Below are 18,784 nucleotides of genomic sequence, written 5' to 3'. Positions count from 1 at the left end.
CGGGGCGGACACGTGGGGCACGCCGCGTGGGATGGATCACGACCGGCCCGTCGGCCCGCCCCGTGCCGGGCCGGATCCCCTCACGGAGATCCGGTCCGGCACCTGGTGCGCAGCCGGGTCCCGGTGACGCGGAACGCTCGCCACCGGGCCCGGGTCACTCGCCGGCGGCGCTCCGCGCCGGGTAGGCGACCGGGAAGAGGGACTGGTAGCCCTTGCCGGCCACGTTCTTGTAGACGCGGAAGGTGGCGGTACCCGCGGGCAGCTCGGCCAGCTGCGTGTCCACCGTGAGGTAGGCCGCCGCGCCCGGGGCCACCCGCTGCGCCTGCGACTGGCCGTGCGGGGTGAGCAGCCGGACGTCGACGGGCACGCCGTCGGTGTTCACGAAGTGGCCGGCGATGTAGGCCGCCTGCTCCTGCGGATGCACCCAGCTGTTGCCGTTGGCCACGCCCGTCGGGTTGCCCGTCGCAGGCGGGTTCCCGGTGGCGCTGCGGCCCGGATAGGTGACCGGGAACAGCGACTGGTAGCCCTTGCCGCCCACGTTCTTGTACACCCGGAGCGTCGCCGTGCCCGCCGGCAGCTCGGCCAGCCCCGTGTTCACCGTGAGGTAGGCCGCCGCGCCCGGGGCCACCCGCTGCGCCTCCGACTGGCCGTGGTCGGTCAGCAGCCGGACGTCCACCGGCACGCTGTCGGTGTTCACGAAGTAGCCGGCGATGTAGGCCACCCGGTCCTGCGGGTGCACCCAGCTGTTGCCGTTCGCCGGCCCGGTCGGGTTGCCGACCTCGGGCTCCGGCTCCGCCGATTCGCCGAGGTCGAGGCCGACGAGGATCGGGTCGTGGTCGCTGGACCGGAACTGGTGCGGTGCGTACAGCTCCGGGTCGCCCTCGTACTGGTAGGCGAACGACTCGACCGAGTTGATGTTCCAGTGCGCCACGTCGGTGACCTTGGCCGTCAGGCTCGCGGTGGCCATGGCGTGGTCCAGGGACCCCGACTTGTCGTCGAACACGTAGCTGTACCGGCCCTCGTCGAACTGCGTGCCCAGGTCGGTCAGACCGGCCGCCCGGAGCACCTCGATCGGGTCCTCCTGGCTGTAGGCGTTGAGGTCGCCGAGCACCATGACGTCGTCGTCGCCGGTGCCCGCGCGGAGCTCCTCGACGAAGGCCGCCAGGGACCGTGCCTGCCGCGTGCGGTCGGCGTTGTACGCGCCCTGCCCGTCACCGGTGTCCACGTTGTCGCCGCCGGCACCGCTCCCGCCCTTGGACTTCAGGTGGTTGGCGATGACGGTGAACCGGTCCCCCGCGGCCTCGAACGTCTGGGCGATCGGCTCGCGAGCGTTGTCGAAGTTCTCCTCGTCGACCCGGCCCACCGGGTCGCCGACCGGGGTGACCGCGGTGGGCTGGTAGATGATCGCGTTGCGAATGACGTCCCGGTCGACGGCGAGCAGCTCCTCCGGGAAGGCGGCGAAGGCCCACTTCTCCGTGCCCGCGGCCTCGTTCAGCCGCCGGACGAGGTCGGCCACCGCCTGGTCGGGGGTGCCGTCGCCGTACCCGGTGGAGGCGGTGTCCTCGATCTCCATGAGGGCCAGGACGTCGGCGTCCATCTCGTTGATCGCCGTGACGATCTTGGCGGCCTGCTCCTCGAACTCCGCCGCGTTCGCGGCGCCGCGGGCGGTGCTGCTGTCGCCGAACGTCAGGAAGTAGTTCAGCACGTTGAAGGCGCCGACCTGGACGTCGCCGCCGACCTCGTCGGGCGACTCCGGCCGGGTGTTCTGCGGGGCGAACACCCCCTCCGCCGTGCCGTCGGCCGGGAACAGCCGCCACAGGTCGAAGCCGTACCCCAGGACCAGCGGCTCGGTGAGGTCGAGCTCGTCACCGACCCGGACCGGCGTCTCCGGCGTCAGGTAGGGGGCGGTCTCCACGCTGAGCCGGCCTCTGACCCCGTCGTCGAGCACGATGCGGCGCAGCTCGTTCTGCTCGGCGATGGCCTCGGCTGCCTCGCCCGGGCGGGCGAGCTCGGTCGGCTGCACGAGCAGGCCGCCCTCGGACAGGGTCAGGTCACCGAAGCTGGTGAGGTCGTAGACCTCGCTCACGGTGAGGGTGTCCGCGGGGGCGACCAGCATGCCCTCGAGCCGCTCGCGGGCGGAGTCGTCGGCCGGCAGGTCCAGTGCCGTGGGCCCGGGAAGGTCCGTGGCCGTGCCGTCCGTGCACACCTCGGCGGAGCTGCCGGCACTGACCTGGGTCTGCAGGAAGTACTCCTCGGCGGTGCCGGTCGCGGCGACGGTGTCGCCGAGGTCGACCGCGAGGGGGCTGAACACGAAGACGCCGTCGGACGTGGCGGGGTCGCCGTCACCGTCGGCGTCCTGGAGGAAGAAGCCCGACATGCCCGGCAGGTCGCCCACCACGACGCCCTGCACGGTGACCTGCTGGCCGTCGAGCGGGGTGGTGTCCCCGGTGCCCTGGACCGCCCCGATCTCGTGCGTCGGCGTCACGTCGCAGACCTCGGCGTCCGGCGGCGGCTCCTCCTCATCCGGACCGGTGGAGTTCACCGTGTCCCGCGTCGCGGCGGCCGGGCCCGACCACACGAGCGCGTCGGATCCTGCGTCGTAGCCGCGGGACAGCGACTGGCCCACGGGGGGCACCGGCTCCTCCGCGACGCCGATGTCCGTGCTCGTCATGCCCGCGGCGAGGCCGTCGGTCGCTGGGAAGACGCCCTCGTAGGAGAGGAACTCCACGACGGCGCCGCCGCTGATCAGCGCCAGTCCGTCCGGGTCGCCGTTCTGGATGCCGCCGGAGGGACCGTCGACGGACACCACGGCCGGCCGGTCTGCAGGTGCGGTCGCGGCCGGGAGGGCGAGCGTGCCGTACGCGGTGCCGTTGCTGCCGTTGTAGAGAACGATCGACATGCCGGCGGAGCTCGTGCCGGGCGGGAGCTGCACCTCGACGAATTCCTCGGTGTCCGCACCGGTGTTGTCGTAGTGGATCTCGGAGATGAACGGAGTGGTCGGCGGCGCTGCGAGAGCGATGGCGGGCATGCCCACGACTGCGAGGGACGCAGCCGCGGTGCCGAGGGCGGCACGTCGCGCCACCGCACGAGCGGTTCGGCGTGACGTGGTGCCGGGATGTGCGGGCACGCGTTGTTCCTTCCGGAGGAAGAGATGACGGCGGGACCGTAGGAGCGCTCAGTGACCATTGGGTGACGCGTTGCCCACGATCTGGGGCGGGGTACCGGTTCACCGCACAACGTCCCCACGTGGCGTCCAGGTTCAGCTCCGGACAGTGACGGCGCGGCGCGGGCACTCGCGGCCGCATACGGCGGCCGGACGGGGACCTTGACCCGAGACCGAGTGGTCGTTGTCACAACCCGACACGCCCCGCGTGTCTGCAGGACGCGCCGTCGCGTCCGCGCGCCGCGTCTCGAACGTGTGTTCGATCGCCGTGCGAGACTGCTCCCATGGCCGGCGGCATGCAACGAGGGCGCTCCGGGCGCTCGCTGGGCGAGCGTGCCGCGAGCTCCGGCGTCGCCTCCGGGGCCTCCCCGGGCCCGCTCGAGGCCGGTCCCCGCCGGCCCACCACGCCGCCGGCGGACGGGCGCCCCGACGGCTACGCCGCGGCCGGGGACGGCGGCGAGGGCCGGCACTGCTGGGTGCGGGACCCGGCCGGGGCTCCCGGGACCTGGCCGGGGCTGCTCGTGGAATGGCGGCAGCGGGCAGGAACCTGGCAGGGCCGCGTCGTCTACTCCGTCACCGGTCCGCACGGCGCCGCTCTGGTCGAGGCCTGGCTGCCCGCCGCCCGGCTGGAACCGCGCTGACCTCGCCGGCGGTTAGGCCCCTCCCGGGGCGGCTATGGGATTGCCGACCGTTGACCGCTCGAACCGGACGGAGCACCGATGACCGGCCCGCACGACACCCCGAACCTCGACGACGTCATCACGCCCGAGGAGAACGTGACCCGCGACCGCACGCAGCACGCCAAGGACCCGCGCCCGGGCGACGAGGTCCTCGAGCACCGCACCGAGCAGGAACGCCAGGCGGTGGGCTCGGACGACGCGGACCCGGCCGGCGCCGAGTTCCACTCCGCGACCGACTGACATCCCGACCGACTCGGGCCGGGGCGCGCAGGGCCGGCCTGGGACCATGGGCGCCGTGAACCGGAACCGTCTGCGCTGGGGCGCGATCGCGTGGTTGCTGACCCTGCAGTTCTTCGTGCTGGAGGCGATCGCGCAGGCCCGCGTCGACGGCCCGTACAGCCGGATCGACGACGTCATCAGTGCGCTCGGCGCCTCGGACTCGGCCGGGCGGGAGCTGATGAACGCCTCCTTCGTGGTCCAGAGCGCGTTGATCCTCACCGGGGCCCTGCTGCTCCGCCCGGCCCTCCTCCGGGGCGCCGCCACGGCGGTTCCGGTGCTGCTGGGCGCCGCGTCGCTCGGGGTCCTGCTCGTGGGCGTGTTCCCGACCGACGGGAACTCCACCCTGCACGCGGTCGGCGCGGTCCTCTACCTCGTCGGCGGCGGCCTGGGCCTCATCGCCCTGGCCTACGCCGTCCGCTCCCGGTCTGAGGCGGTGGGCACGACCCTGGCGCTGCTCGGGCTCGTGGCCACCGCAGCGACCGTCTTCTTCCTGACCGGCGTCACCGGCTATCTGGGCGAGGGCGGCACCGAACGGGCCGCTGCCTACCCTCTGCCGCTCGGGCTGGCCGTGGCCGCCGCCGCGCTCTGGCGGCTCGGGCCCGAGGCGCCGGGCGCGGCCGACCGGGACCCCTCGGCGCCGGGAAGCCGGCGGGAGGAGCGCGCGCAGGAACGGGCCGCGAAGGCGGCCCGGGACCGCGAACGGGACGCCGCCCTGGCAGCCGCCGCCCGGCGGGACGCCGGCGGCCGGCCGGAGACCGACGAGTCGGAGGACCTGTGGGGGTCGCGCGGCCGGCGCGACTGACCGCGGACGCCGCTCAGCTCCCGGCAGGCTCGAAGCGCAGCACGTCGGCGACCGGCCGGCGACCGCTGACCGCACCCGTGGAGGTGTCGGGCGGGTAGCCCATGCGCAGCAGCATCTGCGGATGCCCCACCAGCGAGAGGCGGGACTGCATCCTGGTGCGCGTGGCCGGCCAGTCGAGGGCCTGGGTGAGCGGCGACGCCGCCAGGCCGGTCGCGGTGGCGACCAGCAGGAGGCGTCCCAGGGCACGGCCGGCCTGCAGCCACGCGAACCGGTCGTCCCCCGCGGTGCCCAGCAGGACGACGGTCGGCCGCTCCACCTCCGGCGGAGGCGCATCCGGGTCGCCCGGCGGCAGGAAGGCGTGCTGCTCCCGCTGACCGACGACGAAGTCCCGGATCAGCCAGTTGGAGGGACGCGTGTGCGGGTCGTCGCTGGGCACCGCCTCGACGGGGACGCCGTCCACCGCGGTGGGATCGGTGCGCATCCAGCGCTCCAGCTCTTCCCGGTAGGCCGGGTCGCCCTGCTCCATCTCCTCCGCCCGGGAGATGAGGAAGACGGTTGCGACCTCCTCCTCGGAGCGGGTGATCGGCTTGACCCAGGTGTCGTGCAGCCGCGCCTCCTGCTGCAGGCGGTCCACCAGCTCGGGCGGCACCGCGCGTGGCTGGAAGGGCGCCCGCACGGTGTGCCGCTGCCCGATCGCCGCGGCCAGCGCCCGGTCCTCGTCCGTGGCCGGGCGGGTGCCGGTGACCTCGATCGACGCCAGGTGGTCGGGATCGCCGTCGTCGGTGAGCAGGTCGACCTCGCCGTCGTAGCCGGCCGCGGACAGCGCCACGACCGCGAACTCCACCGCGCTCCCGCAGCTGATCACCTGCTGCCGGCCGGTCGGGTCGAGCACCGGGAGGGCGCGGTCGCGGTCGAAGAACACCTCGAGCCGGTCGGGCGTGGCGACGAACCGCCACGGCTGCGTGTTGTGGATCGACGGCGCCCGCGTGGCCGCGGCCACCACCTGCGTCCAGCCCTGCTCCTCCACGCCGACCTCCTGGCTCGTCCGTGCACCGGCGACACGACGTCCGCGCTCCGGCCCTGGTCCCTGCCTACCCCATCTTCGCGGACGCGCGCTCGGCCCGGCCCGGGGGCCGTCGCCGCACGGCGGGCTGCAGGAGCCGCCGGCGCTCGCCAGGATGGGCCCATGACGAACGCCGCGGGCCGGCCCGGAGCTTCGATGCAGACCATCCCCACCGACGAGTGCTACCGCCTCCTGGCCACGCACGAGATCGGCCGGATCGGCATCAACGCCGAGCACTATCCCCTCATCCTGCCGGTGAACTACGGGCTGGACGGCACGACGGTGGTCGTCCGGACCCGGCCGGGGACCCTGCTGCGCGCCGCTCCCCACGCCAACGTCACCTTCGAGGTCGACGAGATCGACCGGCAGACGCGGAGCGGGTGGAGCGTGCTGGTCCGGGGCCAGGCCGAGGAGGTGGGCGAGGAGCACCGCGCCGAGCTCGTCGCCCGCACGCTGGCGACGGGTGTCCAGCCGTGGGCCCCCGGCGAGCACGGCACCTGGTTGCGGCTGATCACCCACGACATCTCCGGCCGGCGGATCGTGCCCGGCGAGCTGCCGCCGGCCGTCGACCCCCGGGCCTACCGCTGAGTCAGACCGTCGGGCCGGCTTCCTGCGCGACCGGCACCGGTGTCCGCACCCGCTCCCGGCGGCGGGACAGCGCCACGCCGACGAGGCAGACGGCGCCGCCGACCAGGGCGAGCGCCGGTGGCACCTCCGCCAGCAGCAGCCAGCCCAGCAGGATGACCAGCGGTGGCACCAGGTAGGTCGTGACCCCGAGGCGGCCGGCGTCCATGCGGCGCAGCGCGTACGCCCAGGTGCTGAAGGCCACGGCGGTGGGCACCACACCCAGGTAGACCATGCCGAGGATCGAGCCCGCCGGCGCGGCCGCCAGGTCGTCGGCGAGGACGCCGGCCCACGGCAGGCAGCACACCGCGCCCGTCGCACAGGCCAGGAACGTCACCTGCAGGCCGGGCAGCCGGCGCAGCAGCGGCTTCTGGGCCACCACGCCGGCGGCGTAGGTGACCGCCGCGACCAGGCAGAGCGCCACTCCCACGAGGTCGGTCTCCGAGCTGCGGGTGGCGGCTCCGATGAGGACGACGCCGGCGAAGGCGACGGTGATCCCGGCGATCAGCCAGTGCGGGAACCCCTCGCCCAGCAGCAGCCCGGCGAAGACGGCGATGAGGATCGGCCCGATGTTCACCAGCATCGCGGTGGTGCCGGCGTCCAGGTGCTGCTCGGCGGCGTTGAGCGCCACGTTGTACACGCCGAACCAGCCGATCCCGCACACGGCGAGCAGGCCCCACTCCCGCCCCTGCGGGCGCACCCAGCCGCGGCCCACCATGAGCAGGCCGAGGACCGCCGTCCCGATCAGCAGCCGGCCCAGCGCGAGCGCCCCCGGCGAGATGTCCTGGCCCACCCCCCGGATGGCGACGAAGGCCGAGGCCCAGGCGAGGACGGTGACGACGACGGCCGCGACCGTGCGGCCGTCCGGCGCAGCCGAGGGCAGGGCGCGGGCCGGGGTCTGGATGCTCACGGAGGGACCGTAGGCGGCAGGGACGACGCTTTCCGGCGGTTTCCGGTCGTCGCACCGTCACCCGTCCGTCCTGCCGCGGGACCTGGCAGGAACGCCTCGGTCCCGGAGCGCACGAGCGCCGCGCCCTGCGGACGCGGCCGGTCCCTCAGGAGCCGTGCAGGTGCTCCGCGTAGGTCCGCCGGCCCCGCTCGCCGCCGGTGGAGACGGCGGCTCCGTCGCGGAAGGCCGCTCCGAGCTTCCCGGGCACCGGGGTCGCCACCACGTGCGTGCCCGGCGCCCGCGCGGCGACCCAGGCACGGGCCAGGTCGGCGGCCGACAGGTCCTCGGGACCCCCGTACTCGACGACGTCGCCGGTCGGTGGCCGGCCCACGACGTCGACCACGTGCTGCGCCGCCTCCCCCACGTCGACCGGCTGCACGCGCCAGCCCATCGGCACCGGCAGCACGGGGCCCCGGCGGGCGGTGTCGAGCAGGTCGTCGACGAAGTCGTGGAACTGGGTGATGCGCAGCAGCGTCACCGGCAGCCCGGAGGCCAGCAGCACCTGCTCGGCGGCGAACTTCGCGCGGTAGTAGCCGTACGGGATGCGGTCCACCCCGACGATCGACACGTAGACCAGGTGGCGGAGGCGGTCGCGGTCCACGCCCTGCACGAGGCGCCGGGTGCCGGCGACGTCGACCTGCCACGGATCGCCGCGCGGGTCGCTGGCGGCGTGCACGACCACCTCCGCACCGGCCAGCGCCGTCGCCAGGTCGAAGCCGGTGGCGAGGTCCCCGCGGACGCCACCGGGCCCGGCGCCACGGCGCGACATCCGCCGCACGGAGTGCCCGGCCGCCTGCAGCGGTTCCACGAGCCGGGTGCCGAGCCGACCGGTCGCACCGGTGACGAGTACGTCCATGACCGCAGTCTCTCGCGACAGGCCGCGCCGGAACACCCCTCCCGCCCACGGCACGACGCGGTGGTCGGCCACGTGCAGGACACCGAGAAGGCAGTTGGCGTCGGCGACACGCTCGGACACGCCGACCCCGGCGACCGGAACTGCCCTCTCGGGCCGGAGTCGGGTCCGGACCGATCCCTATCTCACAGAAGAGATAGCGTGTGCGTCCGTGACGCCCACGGACATCCCGACCGACACCGCCCACACCACGACGCGCATCGGCTCGCTCGTCCGCGACGCCCGGCTGCACCGGGGCCTCACCCAGCAGCAGCTGGCCGCCCGGCTGGGCACGAGCCAGAGCGCCGTGGCCCGGATCGAGCAGGGCAACCAGAACCTGACCCTCGAGCTGCTCGGCCGGCTGTCCGCGGCGCTGGAGAGCGAGCTGATCAGCCTGGGCCCGACGGGTCCGACCCACCTGCGCGTCGCGGGGGGACACCCGCTGCGCGGCAGCGTGGCGGTGAAGTCGTCGAAGAACGCCGCCGTCGCCCTGCTCTGCGCGGCCCTGCTCAACCGCGGCCGGACGACGCTGCGCAACGTGGCCCGGATCGTCGAGGTGGAACGGCTGCTCGACGTGCTCCGGTCCATCGGCGTCTCGGCGACGTGGGACGACGAGGGGCACGACCTCACCCTCGTCGTCCCGGACGCCCTCGACCTGGCCGCGATCGACGCCGACGCGGCCCGGCGGACCCGCAGCATCATCATGTTCCTGGGGCCGCTGCTGCACCGCGCGCAGACCTTCGAGCTGCCCTACGCCGGGGGCTGCGACCTCGGCACCCGGACCGTGCAGCCGCACATGATCGCGCTGCGCCCGTTCGGCCTGGAGATCGAGGCGCGCGCCGGGGAGTACCACGCGACCGTGCAGCACACCGGCGCCCCGGCTCGCGCCATCGTGCTGACCGAGCGCGGCGACACCGTCACCGAGAACGCCCTGCTCGCCGCCGCCCGCACCGACGGCACGACGGTCATCCGCAACGCCAGCTCCAACTACATGGTCCAGGACCTCTGCCTGTACCTGGAGCTGCTCGGCGTCGGCATCGAGGGCCTCGGGACCACGACGCTGGTCGTGCACGGGCGCCCGGTGCTCGACGCCGACGTGGACTACACGATCAGCGAGGACCCGGTGGAGGCGATGAGCCTGCTGACGGCCGGCATCGTCACCGGCTCGGAGCTGACCGTCCAGCGGGCCCCGGTGGACTTCCTGGAGATCGAGCTCGCCGTGCTGGCCGAGATGGGGCTGCGCTACGAGCTGTCCGCGGAGTACCTCGCCGACAACGGCCACACCCGGCTCGCCGACATCACGATCCACCCGTCGGAGCTGCGCGCGCCGATCGACAAGATCCACCCGATGCCGTTCCCGGGCCTCAACATCGACAACCTGCCGTTCTTCGCCGTCATCGCGGCGCAGGCCGCCGGGTCGACGCTGATCCACGACTGGGTCTACGACAACCGGGCCATCCACCTGTCGGACCTGACCCGCCTGGGCGCCGACGTGCGGCTGATGGACCCGCACCGCGTGCTGGTCAACGGCCCGACCCACTGGTCGAGCGCGGAGGTCATCTGCCCGCCCGCGCTGCGCCCGGCGGTGGTCATCCTCCTGGCGATGCTGGCCGCGAAGGGCACCTCGGTGCTGCGCAACGTCGACATCATCGCCCGCGGCTACGAGCAGCTCTACGAGCGACTCATCGAGATGGGCGCCGCCATCGAGGTCTTCCACGACTGACCCGCCCCGCCCGCCATGATCAGCTTCCCTGATCATCGGGCGTCCTCCCCCACGGTGGACGGCGAGGGAGGACGCGCTACGGCGAGGGAGGACGCGCCGGGGCGAGCCCTACGGGAGCAGGCGGGGCGCGTGGGTCCGGAGCGGGCCCGGGACGGGTGCGTGGGTCCGGAGCGGGCCCGGGACGGGTGCGTGGGTCCGGAGCGGGCCCGGGACGGGTGCGTGGGTCCGGAGCGGGCCCGGGACGGATGCGTGGGTCCGGAGCGGGCTCAGACGGTGACGCCGAACCCGTGCAGGGCCAGCCGCACCAGCACCGGTCCCGGGCGGAGGAGGTCGGCGACCCGCTCGGCGCTGGCCGCCTCCAGGTCGGCCAGCCGCACGGCGTAGGCCGCCTCCCCCTGCATCCGCGCGGCGTGCAGCGCGGAGGTGTTGGCCCACACCTTCCGGCGGGACTCGCGCAGGAAGGTCCGGCTCGCCCGGCGGTTCACCGGCGCGAGCAGGCGGTCCAGCGGCGTGCGGCGACCGCCCGCGCCCTGCAGCGCGACGTCCTCCTCCCCGATCCGGGCGGCCAGGACGTCGTCGATCCGCTCGTGGTCGCGCCGGCGCCGGTCCAGCAGGGACGGCGAGGCGAAGTCGTCGGGCGGGATGACGGCGAGCAGCGACTGGGGCAGGTCGTAGTTGATGTGCGCGTTCATGCCGAGCAGGACGTGCGCCTCGGGCCGCAGTCCCGGATCTGCGCCGAAGGCCCGCCGCCACGGGGCGGCGACCGCGTCCGGCGAGTGCCGGGAGATCTCGAGCGCGTCGAGGTAGAGCCCCGCGAAGTCCACGTCCCAGGCGGCGACCCATTCCGGGTCCTCGAACCGGCCCCGGGCGAGCGCCACCCCGACCGCCCGCGTGGTGCGCAGGTAGGTGCCGAGGAAGCAGCGCGCCGGATCGCCCGCCGCCTCCAGCGGGGCGAGCAGCGCCTCCATGCGCGCCACCACGGCGGCGACGGCCTCGGTCACGTCCCGGCCCCCGGTGCAGGGATCCCGGCTCCCTCGAGAGGCTCGCCCCGAGCGTGCGAGGGGTCGGGAGGACGGGATCCTTCTCCGAGCAGTCGGGACAACGGGGTCCTTCGTCAGAGCAGGGCGTCGAGGCCGTCGTCCGGGGACGGACCCACGGCGTCGACCGGCGGCCGGTGCGGCTGGTCCAGCCCGCGCATGCGGGCGGCGTGCAGCGCCAGCAGCAGGTTCAGCCGCAGCGTCGGGTCGGTGGTGAACGGGCCCAGCAGCCGCTCGAGCTTGCCGATCCGGTACCGCATGGTGTTGTAGTGGAAGTGCAGTCGCCGGGCCGACTCCGCCACGTTGAGGTTGGTCTCCAGCAGCACCCGCAGGGTGTCGCGCAGGTCCGCGGAATCCGCGTCGGCGGCGTCGGCCAGCGGGCCGAGCACCTCGTCGACGTAGGTCCGCAGCTCGGTGCTGTCGGGGATGAGCGACAGCAACCGGAACACGCCCAGCTGGTCGAAGTGCGTCACCGCGGAGCCGCCGTGGATCTCCTGGCCGACGCCGAGCGCCCGCTGCGCCTGGCGGTGGGCCTCCTGCAGCGCCGACAGCGACGTCGCCGGGCGGCCGATGCCGGTGCCGAGCAGCCGGCCCACGCGGCGCAGCCGGCCGTTCACCCGCGAGGTGACGGCGGAGACCAGGGCGGACAGCTCCTCGGCGGTCCGGCCGTCCAGCGGCAGCAACGTGACGATCTCGGTGGCCAGCCCGGCGACGGCGGCCCCGGCGACCTCGGGCTCCAGCGCGGCGCGCCACCCGTCGGCCAGCCGGTCGAGGACGTCGAGGGCCTTGGTCGGGTCGGCGGCCGCGTCCGCGACGGTCTCGGTGGCGGTGACCAGCACGGCGACCGGCCCGTCGAGCCGCCAGCCGAACGACCGGGTGTAGGCCAGCGTCCGCTCGGTGTGGCCGACCGCGCCACCGACCAGCCGGCGCACCAGGTCACCCTGGAAGCGCAGCTCCACCGAGTGGACCGCCTGCAGCCGGATGACCGAGAGGGCGGCGATGACCGCGGCACGTTCGAGCACGCCACCGGCGCCGAGCATCAGCTCGCCGGTGCGGTGCACCGCCACCAGCCAGCCGTGCCGCTGGTCGCCGGCCATGATCGGGGCGACCGCGTACTCCCCCACCCCGCCCGGCAGCTGGTGGTGACCGGGCACCAGCAGGATGCCGTCGGCCGGTGACAGGTCGGCGTCCAGGTCGGCCGGGGTCACCACCGTCTGGTCCGCGCGGACGCCGGACAGCCGGCCGGACGGCGTCATGGCCGCCAGCTCGTCGTCGGCCGCGGCGTCGAGCAGCCACAGCCAGTCGCTGATCTCCACCACGTCGTCCCGCGGCCCCGCGCTGGTCACCACCTCGCGGTCGGGCCCGAGCCCCAGGACGGCGGCCCCCTCGAGCATCACGGCCAGCCGCTGGGTGACCTCGGCCAGCCCCCCGCCGCTGAGCGCGACGCCGATGAACTCGTCGTCCATCCGGGAGGAGAGCGCCAGCGCCTGGCTCTGCTTGGCGACGACGGCGCCCAGCACCTCGGACACCATCTCGTCGGCGCGGACCCCACCCGGCAGCGCGAGCACCGGGAGGCCCCGGCGCTCGGCCTCGGCGAGGACCTCCCCGGGCACGGGCGCCGGGCCCTCCGTCCGGCGGAAGGCCAGGGCGGCGGTGCCCATCGAGTCCAGGCGCTCGACCAGCGCTCGGTAGTTCGCCGGATCGGCCGGCGGCAGCCGTGCCCCGAGGACGACGAGGACGTCCGGGCCGGCCGCCGAGAGCGGGTTCGCCGGGTCGTCGACGACCATGTGGCGGACGACGCGGCCCAGCCCCGCGGCACCGGCGGCCACCGAGGCACCGGCGAGGCCGGGGAGCTGCAGCGCCTCCTCGACCGTGAGACCCATCCGTTCCTGCCAGCTGGTCCGGTCGTCGCGCGGCACCTCGACCCGCGACTCGTCGACGGCCCAGTTACGCCGGAAAGGGAGGGACCCGTCACGGTGCGTCGGCACGACGAGCGAAGCATCACCCTGGGTCACGACATATCCCCTTCTTGTCGCGGTTCAGGTTGCCACACCACTCGTGGCTGTCAGGAGTCCCTGGACGCTGCGGTTCATTCTTGGCGAGTTCCGCCATGAGACGCCGTGCGACGCGCCGAATAGGTTCGAGACCCGGTCCATCCCGTTTCGCTGGATGGTAGGCGGTCGTCGGACCCCGGCGGCCACCGCCCCTCCTGCCGCGGGCCGGAATGGGCCGGGGCCGAGCGGGGGGTACTGGGCACCTCCCGTCGCCCCTCCGCCGAAGGGTCGCACCGATGCGCACGATCGATGGAACCACCGCCCCGGGCAGCCGCCCGCAGACGGACGACGCGCAGCGCGGTCGCGCCGCGCGCGCAGGAGTTCCCACCTTCCCGCTCCCCCGCGACTCGGCCCAGGCGGCCGCACGCACCGCGCGCCCCGCCCGTGCGGCCACGGCCGTGCCCGCGGCGGCCAGCACGGGGATCGCCGAGCTGCTGCGGGGCCCGGTCCGTCCGGCCCGGGTGCTGCTGAGCCTGCCGGCCGCGGTGTACCTGCACGTCCCGAACGACCGCGGCGGCGACGTCGTGGGGGTCATGACCAACGATGCCGCGCGGCTGCCGCTGGGCTGCGTGCTGTTCCGGCCGAGCAACGGCCGGCCGCTGGTCGCCCTGCCGGTCGGCGCACCGGCCGAGGTCGGCGGCGGCCGCATCGTCGTGGGGGACCTGGCGGTGAGCGCGGCTGCCTGGTGGAACCCGCGGCCGAAGCTGCCCAGCCTGCGGCCGGCGCTCCTCCCCGAGGGCGTGCGCCAGCTCCGCAACGCGCTCTACGGCGAGGGCGTCCCGCACAGCGCCTTCACGCTGCCCGGCCTGCCGGTCGGCCCGGGCGGTCCGCTGGCCGCCCTGCGCGGGGCGGTGCGCCGGGCCGATCTCGAGGCCGCGCTGCGCACCGCCACCCGGCTGATCGGCCTCGGCCCCGGGCTGACCCCGGCCGGGGACGACGTGATGGCCGGGACGATCGCCGGGCTGGTGCTGCTGGGCCACCCGTCGGCCGAGCGGTTCGCCGCGGGTGTCTACGCGCTGGCCGCCGGGCGCACCACCGAGCTGTCCCGGGCCCTCCTCCGGCACGCCGCCTCGGGCCGGGTCAGCGCCGAGTACGCCGCCGTGCTCCACGGGCTCGTCGGGGAGCGCCCCCTCGCGCCGGCCGTGGCGCGGCTGCTGTCCACCGGCTCGACCAGCGGCCGGGCGATGGCCCTGGGCCTGTCCACCGCCATCGACCTGGTGGAGCGGACCACCCGCCCCCGCTGAGGCCACCCTCCAGGGGCCCGCGCCGAGCCTGCGAGGCGTGGGGGGAAGGGTGGTCCTTCGTCAGCCCACCGGGATGGGCAGCAGCGGCCCGAGGCTGTCCCACTGGGAGATCCGGCAGCCGTTCGTGCGGGACAGCTGCAGGTCGACCGGCTCCCCGCCCCAGCGGCCGGTCACGTGCGCGGTCTGGGGGCCGCCGTACTGCTCCGTGCAGACGACGTCCTCCGGCAGCGGTTCGAAGGGCTCGTCCATCGCGCGCAGGTGCTCGCAGGCGGCCTCCGCCTCGGGATGGCTGCCCTCCACGAACCCCACGCAGGTGAGCGTCCACTCCTCCGGGGGCGCGCCGTCGCCCGGGTCGACGGTCAGCTGCAGGTCGTTGTCGGCCTGCCGGATGCCGCCGCCCGCCGCGGCGTCGTCGGTGGGCCCGGCGGACGGGGACCCGGTCGCCGCGGTCGGGTCGTCGGCCGGCCCGTCGGCGCAGCCGGCCAGCAGGGCCAGCGTCGCGAGGACGGCGAGGACGGCGAACGGTCGGGCGGCGGCAGGCACGGCGGCTGCGCCTCAGACGCGGGAGGCGTGGATGCTCGTGACCAGGATCGCGCGGGCGCCGAGCTCCCAGAGCTCGTCCATGACGCGGTTGGTGTCCGACTGCGCCACCATGGCGCGCACCGCCGACCACCCGGCCCGCTGCAGGGGGCTGACCGTGGGCCCCTCGATCCCGGGCGTGATGGCGGTGGCCTCGGCCAGGATCTCGTCCGGGCAGTCGTAGTCGAGCATCACGTACTGGCGGGCCACGAGCACACCCTTGAGCCGGCGGCGCAGCTGGGCGACGGCCGGGATCTCCTCGGCCCCCTCGCGCCGGACCAGGACGGCCTCGCTGGTGAGGACCGGCTCACCGATGATGTGCAGGCCGGCGGCGCGCAGCGTCGTCCCCGTCTCGACGACGTCGCAGACCGCGTCGGCCACACCGAGGCGGCACGCGGTCTCCACCGCGCCGTCGAGCTTGACCACGTCGGCCTTGATCCCCGACTCCTCGAGGAAGCGCTGGAGGAGCACCGGGTAGGCGGTCGCGATCCGCTTGCCGGCGAGCTGGTCCACCCGCTCGATCCCGGACTCCACGGGCGCGGCGAAGCGGAAGGAGGACCGGCCGAACCCCAGCGGCATCACCTCGACCGCGGCCGGCCCCTCGCCGGCGTCCGGCGCGGTCTCCAGGAGCATGTCGCGTCCGGTGATGCCCACGTCCAGCGTCCCGGCGGCGACGTAGACGGCGATGTCGCGCGGCCGGAGGTAGAAGAACTCGGTGTCGTTGTCCGGGTCGTAGACGGCGAGGTCCTTGGTGCTGCGCCGCTGCCGGTAACCGCTCTCGGCGAGCATCTCCGCAGCGGGCTCGCTCAGGACCCCCTTGTTGGGCACGGCGATGCGCAGCACTGGAGGAACTCCTCGGTGACGTGATGGAACGGCCCCGGTGCAGGGGCCCGCGGCGAGCTTGCGAGCCGTGGGGGGCAGCGGGGTCCTTCGACTTCTCAGAGGTGAGCGTAGACGTCGTCCAGGGTCAGGCCCCGGGTCAGCATGAGCACCTGCACCCGGTAGAGGAGCTGGCTGATCTCCTCGGCGGTCCGCTCGTCGGTCTCGTGCTCGGCGGCCATCCAGGACTCCGACGCCTCCTCGACGACCTTCTTGCCGGCCGCGTGCACTCCGTCGCGCACCGCCTGCACGGTGCCCGACGCCGGGTCGGCGGCGGCGACCTTGGCCGACAGCTCGGCGAACAGCTCGTCGAAGGTCTTCATCACCGGCCGTCCCGCAGGACGCCGGTGGGCGAGGCGGCGAAGCCGGTCGCCCGCGCCGGGATGCGCAGCGTGCGCAGGGTCAGTGCCGTGGCGAGCGCGGCGATGGTGGCCTCCCAGCCCTTGTCCTCGGCCGAGCCGGGCAGCCCCGCCCGGTCCCGTGCCTGGTCCTCGGTGTCGCAGGTGAGGACGCCGTTGCCGACCGGCCGGCCGGCGTCGAGTGCGACCCGGGTGAGCCCGGCGGTGACGGCGTCGCAGACGTACTCGAAGTGCGGCGTCCCCCCGCGGATGACGACCCCCAGGGCGACGACGGCGTCGTGCCGTTCGGCCAGCGCCTGCGCGACGACGGGCAGCTCGACGGCGCCGGGCGCGCGGACCACCGTCGGCTCGGGCACGCCGCTGGCCGCGGCCGCCGCGACGGCCCGTGCCAGCAGCTGGTCGGTGATCTCGGCGTGCCAGGTGGTGGCCACGATGCCGAGGGTCAGCCCGGCGGCGTCGACGGCCTCCACCGCGGGAGCTCCACTCCCGCTCATGAGGGCTGCTCGTCGACGCGGAGGGGGACGTTGTCCGGGATCGGGTCGGCGTGCGCCGGCTCGCCGGGGTCGTCGGCCGGTCCCGCCACGGCGCCCGGCTGCGCCGACGGCTCGATGATGTCGAGCAGGTGGCCCATCCGGTCGCGCTTGGTGCGCAGGTAGGCCAGGTTCTCGGCGGTGACGTGGCTGGGCAGGGACACCCGGACCAGGATGCTCAGCCCGTAGCCCTCCAGCCCGGCGCGCTTGGCCGGGTTGTTGGTGAGCAGCCGCATCGTGCGCACCCCCAGGTCGACGAGGATCTGCGCGCCGGTGCCGTAGTCGCGGGCGTCGGCGGGCAGGCCGAGGTCGAGGTTGGCGTCGACGGTGTCCACGCCCAGGTCCTGCAGCTGGTAGGCCTGCAGCTTGTGCAGGAGGCCGATCCCCCGGCCCTCGTGGCCGCGGATGTAGAGCACCACGCCGCGCCCCTCCCGGGCCACCGCCGCCAGCGCGGCCTGCAGCTGGGGGCCGCAGTCGCAGCGCAGCGAGCCGAACACGTCGCCGGTGAGGCACTCGGAGTGCACGCGGACCAGCACGTCCTCGCCGTCGCCGATGTCGCCGTACACGAAGGCGACGTGCTCGCGGTCGTCGTAGGAGCTGGAGTAGCCGACGGCGGTGAACGTTCCCGGCGCGAGCGGCACGGTGGCCTCGGCGACCCGCTCGACCAGCTTGTCGAAGCGCTTCCGGTAGGCGATGAGGTCGGCGATGGAGACCATCACCAGGTCGTGCTCGTCGGCGAAGACCCGCAGCTCCTCACCCCGGGCCATGCCGGTCGGGTCCTTCTCGCTCACGATCTCGCACAGCACACCGGAGGGCCGCAGCCCGGCGAGCACCGCCAGGTCGACGGCCGCCTCGGTGTGCCCGGGCCGGCGCAGCACGCCGCCGTCCTTGGCGCGCAGCGGCACGACGTGGCCGGGGCGGCTCAGGTCCTGCGCGGTGGTGTCCGCCGCCGCGAGGGTGCGGACGGTGGTCGCGCGGTCGGCGGCGGAGATCCCCGTCGTGATGCCCTCGCGGGCGTCGACGGTGACCGTGTAGGCGGTGCCGTGCCGGTCCTGGTTGACCCGGAACATCGGCGGCAGGTCCAGCCGGTCGGCGTCGGCCTCGGTCACGGCCACGCAGACGTATCCCGAGGTGTACCGGACCATGAACGCCACGAGCTCGGGGGTGGCGAGCTCGGAGGCGAAGATCAGGTCGCCCTCGTTCTCGCGGTCCTCGTCGTCGATGACCACGACGGGGCGGCCGCTCTTGATCGCGGCGATGGCGGTCTCGATGGTGTCCAGCCGCGTCAGGGGGCTCTCGCTCATCGCCGGTCCCCCAGCAGGCGTTCCACGTACTTCGCGATCACGTCGACCTCCAGGTTGACGGGCTCCCCCGGGGCGCGCCCACCGAGCGTGGTCTCGCGGAGGGTGGTGGGGATGAGGCTGACCTCGAACCATGCCTCGGCGTCGGGGTGGGCGTCCGGCTCCGGGACGGCGCTGACCGCGCTGACCGTGAGGGAGACCCCGTCGACGGCGATCGAGCCCTTCTCCACGACGTAGCGGGCCAGGCCGGGGGGCAGCGCGATCCGCACGACCTCCCACTGCTCCCCCGCGCTGCGCGCCAGGACGCGGCCGACACCGTCGACGTGGCCCTGCATCAGGTGCCCGCCGAGCCGCGTGTGCGGGGTGACGGCGCGCTCGAGGTTGACCGGCTGCCCGGCTCCCGCGCCGCCGAGGCTGCTGCGGGAGAGGGTCTCGGCCATGACGTCGGTGCTCCAGACGTCGCCGTCGACGGCGGTCACGGTGAGGCAGACGCCGTCGACCGCGATCGAGTCGCCGAGCGCGACTCCCTCGAGCACGCGGGACGCCCGGATCCGCAGCACCGCCGAGTCCGACCGCTCCTCGCGGACGACGAGGGTGCCCACCTCTTCCACGATCCCGGTGAACAC

General features: G+C 74.6%; 18 protein-coding genes. 6 read left to right on the top strand and 12 right to left on the bottom strand.

Annotated features, from left to right (window positions below; all coding sequences use genetic code 11):
- Window positions 1-154: 154 nt before the first annotated feature.
- Window positions 155-3,028 carry an ExeM/NucH family extracellular endonuclease gene (locus tag BM142_RS14925; RefSeq protein ID WP_139228893.1) on the bottom strand — a complete coding sequence of 958 codons (2,874 nt, stop codon included), beginning with the start codon at window positions 3,026-3,028 and terminating at the stop codon, window positions 155-157.
- A 419-nt stretch (window positions 3,029-3,447) separates the two neighbouring features.
- Here BM142_RS14925 and BM142_RS14920 point away from each other — a divergent pair, with 419 nt between their 5' ends.
- The 3 genes from BM142_RS14920 (at window position 3,448) to BM142_RS14910 (ending at window position 4,924) form a co-directional block, all read left to right on the top strand.
- A complete protein-coding gene (locus tag BM142_RS14920; protein ID WP_092200313.1) occupies window positions 3,448-3,804 on the top strand; it encodes a hypothetical protein in 357 nt (118 codons plus the stop codon).
- 78 nt (window positions 3,805-3,882) lie between these two features.
- Window positions 3,883-4,083, top strand: a complete 201-nt coding sequence (locus tag BM142_RS14915; RefSeq protein WP_092200310.1) for a hypothetical protein — start codon at window positions 3,883-3,885, stop codon at window positions 4,081-4,083.
- A 46-nt stretch (window positions 4,084-4,129) separates the two neighbouring features.
- The gene (locus BM142_RS14910) at window positions 4,130-4,924 is read left to right on the top strand and encodes a DUF998 domain-containing protein (RefSeq protein WP_417852097.1); all 795 of its coding nucleotides are present in this window, start codon (window positions 4,130-4,132) and stop codon (window positions 4,922-4,924) included.
- 13 nt (window positions 4,925-4,937) lie between these two features.
- Here BM142_RS14910 and BM142_RS14905 read toward each other — a convergent pair whose 3' ends face one another.
- Window positions 4,938-5,951: an Acg family FMN-binding oxidoreductase gene (locus tag BM142_RS14905; RefSeq protein ID WP_175527288.1), complete on the bottom strand. Its 1,014-nt coding sequence runs from the start codon at window positions 5,949-5,951 to the stop codon at window positions 4,938-4,940.
- 159 nt (window positions 5,952-6,110) lie between these two features.
- Between BM142_RS14905 and BM142_RS24225 the strand changes: the two genes are divergently transcribed.
- Window positions 6,111-6,575, top strand: coding sequence for a pyridoxamine 5'-phosphate oxidase family protein (locus BM142_RS24225; protein WP_139228891.1), 465 nt, complete (start codon window positions 6,111-6,113; stop codon window positions 6,573-6,575).
- Between the two features lies 1 nt (window position 6,576).
- Here the strand turns inward: BM142_RS24225 and BM142_RS14900 are convergent, their stop codons facing one another.
- Together BM142_RS14900 and BM142_RS14895 are read right to left on the bottom strand one after the other, a co-directional pair.
- Entirely contained in the window at window positions 6,577-7,521 is a 945-nt protein-coding gene (locus BM142_RS14900) for a DMT family transporter (RefSeq protein ID WP_254790978.1), read from the bottom strand.
- Between the two features lie 145 nt (window positions 7,522-7,666).
- A complete protein-coding gene (locus tag BM142_RS14895; protein ID WP_254790976.1) occupies window positions 7,667-8,536 on the bottom strand; it encodes an SDR family oxidoreductase in 870 nt (289 codons plus the stop codon).
- An 88-nt stretch (window positions 8,537-8,624) separates the two neighbouring features.
- Between BM142_RS14895 and BM142_RS14890 the strand changes: the two genes are divergently transcribed.
- Window positions 8,625-10,175, top strand: coding sequence for a UDP-N-acetylglucosamine 1-carboxyvinyltransferase (locus tag BM142_RS14890; protein WP_175527287.1), 1,551 nt, complete (start codon window positions 8,625-8,627; stop codon window positions 10,173-10,175).
- A 266-nt stretch (window positions 10,176-10,441) separates the two neighbouring features.
- On the opposite strand, the gene BM142_RS14885 is transcribed toward BM142_RS14890, so the two are convergent.
- Window positions 10,442-11,176, bottom strand: a complete 735-nt coding sequence (locus BM142_RS14885) for a DUF5995 family protein (RefSeq protein WP_092200304.1) — start codon at window positions 11,174-11,176, stop codon at window positions 10,442-10,444.
- 113 nt (window positions 11,177-11,289) lie between these two features.
- Entirely contained in the window at window positions 11,290-13,200 is a 1,911-nt protein-coding gene (locus BM142_RS14880; RefSeq protein ID WP_254790974.1) for a helix-turn-helix domain-containing protein, read from the bottom strand.
- 302 nt (window positions 13,201-13,502) lie between these two features.
- Here BM142_RS14880 and BM142_RS14875 point away from each other — a divergent pair, with 302 nt between their 5' ends.
- Window positions 13,503-14,510: an oxamate carbamoyltransferase subunit AllH family protein gene (locus BM142_RS14875; RefSeq protein ID WP_092200300.1), complete on the top strand. Its 1,008-nt coding sequence runs from the start codon at window positions 13,503-13,505 to the stop codon at window positions 14,508-14,510.
- Window positions 14,511-14,570: 60 nt separating this feature from the next.
- Here the strand turns inward: BM142_RS14875 and BM142_RS14870 are convergent, their stop codons facing one another.
- From BM142_RS14870 to BM142_RS14845, 6 genes are all read right to left on the bottom strand, one after another.
- Window positions 14,571-15,053: an SSI family serine proteinase inhibitor gene (locus BM142_RS14870; protein ID WP_217640731.1), complete on the bottom strand. Its 483-nt coding sequence runs from the start codon at window positions 15,051-15,053 to the stop codon at window positions 14,571-14,573.
- Between the two features lie 12 nt (window positions 15,054-15,065).
- Window positions 15,066-15,932: an ATP phosphoribosyltransferase gene (hisG, locus tag BM142_RS14865; protein WP_092200297.1), complete on the bottom strand. Its 867-nt coding sequence runs from the start codon at window positions 15,930-15,932 to the stop codon at window positions 15,066-15,068.
- A 95-nt stretch (window positions 15,933-16,027) separates the two neighbouring features.
- Window positions 16,028-16,291, bottom strand: coding sequence for a phosphoribosyl-ATP diphosphatase (locus BM142_RS14860; protein ID WP_092200294.1), 264 nt, complete (start codon window positions 16,289-16,291; stop codon window positions 16,028-16,030).
- Window positions 16,291-16,821 carry a 6,7-dimethyl-8-ribityllumazine synthase gene (gene ribH / locus BM142_RS14855; RefSeq protein ID WP_092200291.1) on the bottom strand — a complete coding sequence of 177 codons (531 nt, stop codon included), beginning with the start codon at window positions 16,819-16,821 and terminating at the stop codon, window positions 16,291-16,293. Before ribH ends, BM142_RS14860 begins: the two co-directional genes overlap by 1 nt.
- Window positions 16,818-18,161: a bifunctional 3,4-dihydroxy-2-butanone-4-phosphate synthase/GTP cyclohydrolase II gene (locus BM142_RS14850; protein ID WP_092200288.1), complete on the bottom strand. Its 1,344-nt coding sequence runs from the start codon at window positions 18,159-18,161 to the stop codon at window positions 16,818-16,820. The genes ribH and BM142_RS14850 overlap by 4 nt, the downstream gene beginning before the upstream one ends.
- Window positions 18,158-18,784 carry a riboflavin synthase gene (locus tag BM142_RS14845; RefSeq protein WP_092200286.1) on the bottom strand — a complete coding sequence of 209 codons (627 nt, stop codon included), beginning with the start codon at window positions 18,782-18,784 and terminating at the stop codon, window positions 18,158-18,160. Before BM142_RS14845 ends, BM142_RS14850 begins: the two co-directional genes overlap by 4 nt.

This window comes from Blastococcus tunisiensis, from assembly GCF_900112815.1.
GTDB lineage: Bacteria > Actinomycetota > Actinomycetes > Mycobacteriales > Geodermatophilaceae > Blastococcus_B > Blastococcus_B tunisiensis.
The sequence above is the reverse complement of the archived record's forward strand: the minus strand, read 5'-3'. Positions and strand labels throughout refer to the sequence as shown.